This window comes from Saliniramus sp., from assembly GCF_035311605.1.
Classification (GTDB): Bacteria; Pseudomonadota; Alphaproteobacteria; order Rhizobiales; family Beijerinckiaceae; genus Saliniramus.
Map to the genome: position 1 here is coordinate 1 of NZ_DATGCW010000270.1, position 6,478 is coordinate 6,478.

General features: G+C 63.8%; 5 protein-coding genes and 1 pseudogene. 5 read left to right on the forward strand and 1 reads right to left on the reverse strand.

The features are described 5' to 3' along the window. Positions 1 to 40 precede the first annotated feature (40 nt). Complete coding sequence (ykgO, locus tag VKP01_RS12250; protein ID WP_074446566.1) at positions 41 to 166, reverse strand: type B 50S ribosomal protein L36; 126 nt, start codon at positions 164 to 166, stop codon at positions 41 to 43. Between the two features lie 348 nt (positions 167 to 514). Here ykgO and VKP01_RS12255 point away from each other — a divergent pair, with 348 nt between their 5' ends. The 5 genes and pseudogenes from VKP01_RS12255 to VKP01_RS12275 all read left to right on the forward strand — a co-directional run. Beyond that, positions 515 to 2,824 carry an NADP-dependent malic enzyme gene (locus tag VKP01_RS12255; RefSeq protein WP_324412682.1) on the forward strand — a complete coding sequence of 770 codons (2,310 nt, stop codon included), beginning with the start codon at positions 515 to 517 and terminating at the stop codon, positions 2,822 to 2,824. 258 nt (positions 2,825 to 3,082) lie between these two features. Continuing rightward, complete coding sequence (locus VKP01_RS12260; protein WP_324412684.1) at positions 3,083 to 3,655, forward strand: F0F1 ATP synthase subunit delta; 573 nt, start codon at positions 3,083 to 3,085, stop codon at positions 3,653 to 3,655. After that, on the forward strand, positions 3,655 to 5,190 hold the full coding sequence (gene atpA, locus VKP01_RS12265) for a F0F1 ATP synthase subunit alpha (protein ID WP_324412686.1): 1,536 nt from the start codon (positions 3,655 to 3,657) through the stop codon (positions 5,188 to 5,190). The genes VKP01_RS12260 and atpA overlap by 1 nt, the downstream gene beginning before the upstream one ends. A gap of 75 nt (positions 5,191 to 5,265) precedes the next feature. Next, entirely contained in the window at positions 5,266 to 6,180 is a 915-nt protein-coding gene (locus VKP01_RS12270; RefSeq protein ID WP_324412688.1) for a F0F1 ATP synthase subunit gamma, read from the forward strand. A gap of 31 nt (positions 6,181 to 6,211) precedes the next feature. Then, positions 6,212 to 6,478: pseudogene (locus tag VKP01_RS12275) on the forward strand (F0F1 ATP synthase subunit beta); the annotation flags it as partial.

Below are 6,478 nucleotides of genomic sequence, written 5' to 3' on the forward strand. Positions count from 1 at the left end.
AGTTTTGAACCGGCCCGGAATTCCGGGCCGGTAATTGGCCTCAGCCCTGACGCGCCTTGAAGCGCTTCTGGGTCTTGTTGATCACGTAGACGCGGCCCCGGCGACGCACCAGACGGCAGTCGCGATGGCGGTCGCGCAGGCTCTTGAGCGAGTTGCGAATCTTCATCGGTCCAATCTCCGTTCGCGCGGTCGCTGTGGACCGGCATGACGCATTCCGTCGCTCGCGCAGGGCGCGCGATCTCAGCGCCGTTTGTAAGACAAGAAAATCGCCAAGCAAGGAACCTCACCCGCGATGTTGGCGGTGCAGATACAGGATCTGGCGTGCCCGGTCAATCGGGACCATGCGCCGTCGCACGGGAATCTCGGTGCGGCCGCACCATCGCGGGTTTCGGCGTCGCTTGTTTCCCGCTTGTGCGGCGCGTCTTGTTCACGGGGCGCGCCTCGCCTAAGGTCCGCTCCCCTGCAACATCTCCGTGTTGCTCCATCACCCGCCGCAGAAAGAGACCGATCGACGATGGCAAAAGACAGCCAGCCCGGCCCGAAAGACGCCCCGGCCCGCAGCAAGCGCCCCTCCTTCACCGAGCAGGAAGCCCTGCTGTTCCATTCCGGCGGGCGCCCCGGCAAGCTCGAGGTGACGCCGACCAAGCCGATGGCGACGCAGCGCGACCTCTCGCTGGCCTATTCGCCCGGCGTTGCGGTGCCGGTCCAGGCCATCGCCGACGACCCGTCGCGCGCCTTCGATCTGACCACGCGCGGCAACATGGTCGCGGTGATCTCGAACGGGACGGCAATTCTCGGCATGGGCAATCTGGGTGCGCTCGCCTCCAAGCCGGTCATGGAGGGCAAGGCGGTGCTGTTCAAGCGCTTCGCGGATGTCGATTCGATCGATCTCGAGGTCGATACCGAGGATGCCGATGCCTTCATCGATTCGGTGCGCCACCTCGGCCCGTCCTTCGGTGGCATCAATCTGGAGGACATCAAGGCGCCGGAATGTTTCATCATCGAGGAGCGCCTTCGCGAACTGATGGACATTCCCGTCTTCCACGACGACCAGCATGGCACGGCCATCATCGCGGCGGCGGGGCTGATCAACGCGCTGCACCTCACCGGCCGCAACATCCACGAGACGCGTCTTGTGGTGAACGGCGCGGGTGCGGCGGGCATCGCCTGTGTCGAACTGCTCAAGGCGATGGGCTTCAAGCCCGACAACGTGCTTTTGTGCGATACCAAGGGCGTGATCTATCAGGGCCGCGAAGCGGGCATGAACCAGTGGAAATCGGCCCATGCGGCGCGCACCGAGGCGCGCAGCCTCGCCGATGCGCTCAACGGCGCGGATGCGGTATTCGGCCTTTCGGTGAAAGGCGCCTTCAGCGCCGAGATGATTCGTTCCATGGCCGATCAGCCGATCATCTTCGCCATGGCCAATCCCGATCCGGAGATCACCCCGGAAGAGGTCGCCGCCATCCGCGATGACGTCATCATCGCCACGGGGCGCTCTGATTATCCCAACCAGGTCAACAATGTCCTGGGCTTCCCCTACATCTTCCGCGGCGCGCTGGACGTTCGCGCCACCGCCATCAACATGGAGATGAAGATCGCCGCCGCACAGGCCCTGGCCGAGCTGGCTCGCGAGGATGTGCCCGACGAGGTGGCTGCCGCCTATCAGGGCTCGCGCCCGCGCTTCGGGCGCGAATACATCATTCCCGTGCCATTCGATCCGCGCCTGATCGCGACCATCCCCCCCGCCGTGGCGAAAGCGGCGATGGAGACCGGCGTCGCCCGCCGCCCGATCGTCGACGAGCGTGCCTATCGCGCCCAGCTCTCGGCACGGCGCGACCCGGTGGCCGGGACGCTCAACCGCATCTTCGAGCGTGTGCGCAAGTTCCCCAAGCGCGTCGTCTTCGCCGAAGGCGAGGAGGAGCAGGTGATCCGCGCGGCCGTGAGCTTCGCCAATCAGGGGCTTGGTACCGCCATCCTGGTGGGGCGCGAGGACCGGATCTACGAAACCGCGACCTTTGCGGGGATCGATCTGGAGGGGCGCGAGAACATCCAGATCAACAATGCCCGCCTCTCCAAGCGCAATGCGGCTTACACCCAGTTTCTCTATGACCGCCTCCAGCGCAAGGGTTATCTCCAGCGTGATTGCGTGCGCCTTATCAACCAGGATCGCAATCATTTCGGCGCATCCATGGTGGCGCTGGGCGATGCCGATGCGATGGTCACCGGCGTGACCCGCAATTCCTCCACCGTGCTCGAAGACGTCACCCGTGTGATCGACGCCAAGCCGGGCCACCGGGTCATCGGCATGTCGCTGTGTCTGACGCGCGGTCGTGCGGTGCTCGTGGCCGATACCGCGATCCATGAAATGCCCGATGCGCGCGAGCTCGCCGAAATCGCCATAGAGGCTGCGGGCGTGGCGCGTCGGATGGGATATGAGCCGCGTGTGGCGCTGCTGTCCTTCTCGACCTTCGGGCAGCCGCGCGCGGAGCGGGCCGAGAAGATCCAGGAGGCGGTGCGCATCCTCGATTCGCGGCGTGTCGATTTCGAATATGACGGCGAGATGGCCGCCGATGTGGCACTCAACCGCGATCTTCAGGCGCAATATCCGTTCTCGCGCCTCAGAGGCCCGGCCAACGTGCTGGTCATGCCCGCGTTCCACTCCGCTTCCATCGCCACCAAGATGTTGCAGGAGCTGGGCGGTGCGACCGTGATGGGGCCGATGATCGTGGGGCTCGACAAGCCGGTGCAGATCGTACCGCTGGGTGCGACCGATTCCGACATCGTCAACATGGCGGCGCTGGCAGCCTACAATATCGGTGGCTGACCTTGCCGAAAGGCCCTGCCGGCCTCCGTTTGCGGCATGGGATTTGATCTTCGACGATGGTGGCGTGCGCGGGCGGCTTGCGCACCCCGAAAACCCATGCTATCGCACCCCCGCTTTCCGGGTGCGGAGCTCTCGCAGGGATACGACCGTATTCAGGTGAAGGTCCGCGCCGGCGATCCGTCATCCATTCCAGTCCGGGCGTGCCACGCCGCTTTCCGAAGCGTCACGGTGGCCCGGTAACCGAGAAGAGAACAGCCGGTGGCCGAGTCCAAACACGCAAGCGGTTCGATCGTATCGGGCGTCGCCGGGCGCTATGCCTCGGCGCTGTTCGAGCTGGCGCAGGAGAATGCCGCGATCGACGATGTGGCAGAGAAGCTCGCTGTCATCGAGGCGCTGGCCGCCGAGAGTGCGGATCTGCGTCGGCTTCTGGTCAGCCCCGTATTCACCGCCGAAGAACAGGTCGCGGGAATCTCCGCCATTGCCGAGAAGGCCGGTGTCACCGGGCTCGCAGGCAATTTCGTGAAATTCGTCGCTTCCAAGCGGCGTTTGTTCGTGCTTCCTGCGATGATCCGGGACTATCGTGCGCTGGTCGCGCAGGCCAAGGGTATCGTCAATGCCGAGGTGCGGCTGGCGGAACAACCTTCCGCAGCGGTTCTCGATGATATCAAGGCGACTTTGCGTGAAGTCGCTGATGCCGAGGTTGATGTGAACGTGAAAATCGATCCCGCATTGATCGGCGGCATCGTCGTGAAGGTCGGCAGCCGCATGGTCGATTCCAGCCTTCGCACCAAACTCAATTCCCTCCGTCTTGCGATGAAAGAGGTCCGCTGATGGACATTCGAGCCGCTGAGATCTCAACGATCCTCAAAGAGCAGATCAAGAACTTCGGCCAGGAGGCCGAGGTCACCGAAGTCGGCCAGGTCCTGTCCGTTGGCGACGGCATTGCCCGTTGCTACGGCCTCGACAAGGTCCAGGCCGGCGAGATGGTCGAATTCGAATCGGGCGTGCGCGGCATGGCCCTCAATCTCGAAATCGACAATGTCGGTATCGTGATCTTCGGCTCCGACCGCGAGATCAAGGAAGGCCAGACGGTCAAGCGTACCGGCGCGATCGTGGATGCTCCCGTCGGCAAGGGGTTGCTCGGTCGCGTCGTCGATGCGCTCGGCAATCCCATCGACGGCAAGGGGCCGATCGAGGCGACCGAACGTCGCAGGGTCGATGTCAAGGCGCCGGGCATCATTCCGCGCAAGTCGGTGCACGAGCCGATGGCGACGGGCCTGAAGGCGATCGACGCGCTGATCCCGATCGGCCGTGGCCAGCGTGAGCTGATCATCGGCGACCGCCAGACCGGCAAAACCGCCATCGCCCTCGACACCATGCTCAACCAGAAGCCGCTGAACGTCGAAGGTGCTCCCGAGAGCCAGAAGCTCTATTGCGTCTATGTCGCCATCGGCCAGAAGCGTTCCACGGTGGCCCAGTTCGTGAAGGTGCTCGAAGAGCAGGGCGCGCTGGAATATTCCATTGTCGTCGCTGCCACGGCCTCCGATCCGGCGCCGATGCAGTTCCTGGCGCCCTTTACCGGCTGCGCCATGGGCGAGTATTTCCGCGATAACGGCATGCATGCCGTTATCACCTATGACGATCTGTCCAAGCAGGCCGTCGCCTACCGCCAGATGTCGCTGCTGCTGCGTCGTCCGCCCGGTCGCGAAGCCTATCCGGGTGACGTGTTCTATCTGCATTCGCGCCTGCTCGAGCGCGCGGCGAAGATGAACGACGATGAAGGTGCCGGTTCGCTCACCGCTCTTCCGGTGATCGAAACCCAGGCCAACGACGTCGGCGCCTACATCCCCACCAACGTGATCTCGATCACCGACGGTCAGATCTTCCTCGAGACGGATCTGTTCTATCAGGGCGTGCGCCCGGCGGTGAATGTGGGTCTCTCGGTGTCGCGTGTGGGTTCTTCGGCCCAGACCAAGGCGACGAAGAAGGTCGCAGGCAAGATCAAGGGCGAGCTGGCCCAGTATCGCGAGATGGCGGCCTTCGCCCAGTTCGGTTCCGACCTCGATGCCACCACCCAGCGCCTGCTCAACCGTGGGGCGCGTCTGACCGAGCTCCTGAAGCAGCCGCAATTCTCGCCGCTGAAGATGGAAGAGCAGGTCTGCGTGATCTGGGCCGGCACAAACGGCTATCTTGACAATCTCGCGGTGGGCAAGGTCCGCGCCTTCGAGGAAGGTCTGCTCGGTGTGTTGCGCTCCAGGCATGAGGACATCCTCGAGGCGATCCGCGACACCCGCGATCTCAAGGATGATACGGCCGAAAAACTGAAGGGCGTGGTCGAGGATTTCGCCAAGAGCTTCTCGGCCTGAAGCCAGCCATCCCGCGCCGGGCGCCACAGTGCGCCCGGCTGATCCGTCGACAGTCTTGAAAGGTCCGTACGTCCCATGGCGTCACTCAAGGATCTGCGAAACCGCATCGCCTCGGTGAAGGCGACGCAGAAAATCACCAAGGCCATGCAGATGGTGGCTGCGGCAAAGCTGCGCCGCGCCCAGTCTGCGGCGGAAGCGGCGCGTCCCTATGCGGAGCGCATGGCGGTCGTGCTCTCCAACCTCGCCGCCGGCGTCTCCCAGGGCGATGCCGAGCTGCCGCGCATGCTCACCGGCACGGGTGACGACAAGACGCATCTGCTCATCGTCTGTACCGCCGAACGCGGCTTGTGCGGGGCCTTCAATTCGTCGATCGCGCGTCTTGCGCGTGAGCACACCAACCGGCTTCTTGCCGAAGGCAAGACGGTCAAGATCATCTGCGTCGGCAAGAAGGGCCACGACATCCTGCGCCGTCAGTTCTCGAAGCAGATCATCGAGTTCATCGATCTGCGCGACGTGCGCCATGTGGGCTATGAAGAAGCCGACATGATCGGGCGCAAGGTGATCGAACTGTTCGATGCCGGCGAATTCGATGTCGCCACGCTGTTCTATTCGCGCTTCAAATCCGTGATCGCCCAGATCCCGACGGCCCAGAAGATCATCCCGGCGCAGGTCGCGCCGGACGACGAGGCCGCCACCGGGGACACCTCCGCAGACACCTCCCTGGACGGCGGCGAGACGCTTTACGAATACGAGCCTTCGCAACAAGCCATTCTCGGCACATTGCTGCCGAAGAACCTGTCCGTGCAGATATTCACCGCGCTTCTCGAGAACGCCGCTTCCGAACAGGGCGCGCGCATGTCCGCCATGGACAACGCGACCCGCAATGCCGGCGACATGATCAAGAAGCAGACGCTGATCTACAACCGCACGCGTCAGGCGCAGATCACGAAGGAACTCATCGAAATCATCTCGGGCGCCGAGGCGCTCTGAGTATCCAAGAGGACGAGATACCATGGCCAATCCGACCGGACATATCACCCAGGTCATCGGCGCCGTCGTCGACGTGCAGTTCGACGGGAACCTGCCCGAGATCCTCAACGCGCTCGAGACCGAGAACCAGGGCGATCGGCTCGTGCTCGAAGTCGCTCAGCAGCTCGGCGAGAACACCGTGCGCTGCATTGCGATGGATACCACTGAAGGTCTCGTGCGTGGCCAGGAGGTGCGCGATTCCGGTGAGCCGATCAAGGTTCCCGTGGGTGCCGGTACGCTGGGGCGCATCATGAACGTC

Bases quoted from the DNA above. Each gene is read 5' to 3' on its own strand.
- ykgO (WP_074446566.1), bottom strand. From the start codon at position 166: ATGAAGATTCGCAACTCGCTCAAGAGCCTGCGCGACCGCCATCGCGAC.
- atpA (WP_324412686.1), top strand. From the start codon at position 3,655: ATGGACATTCGAGCCGCTGAGATCTCAACGATCCTCAAAGAGCAGATC.
- VKP01_RS12255 (WP_324412682.1), top strand. From the start codon at position 515: ATGGCAAAAGACAGCCAGCCCGGCCCGAAAGACGCCCCGGCCCGCAGC.
- VKP01_RS12270 (WP_324412688.1), top strand. From the start codon at position 5,266: ATGGCGTCACTCAAGGATCTGCGAAACCGCATCGCCTCGGTGAAGGCG.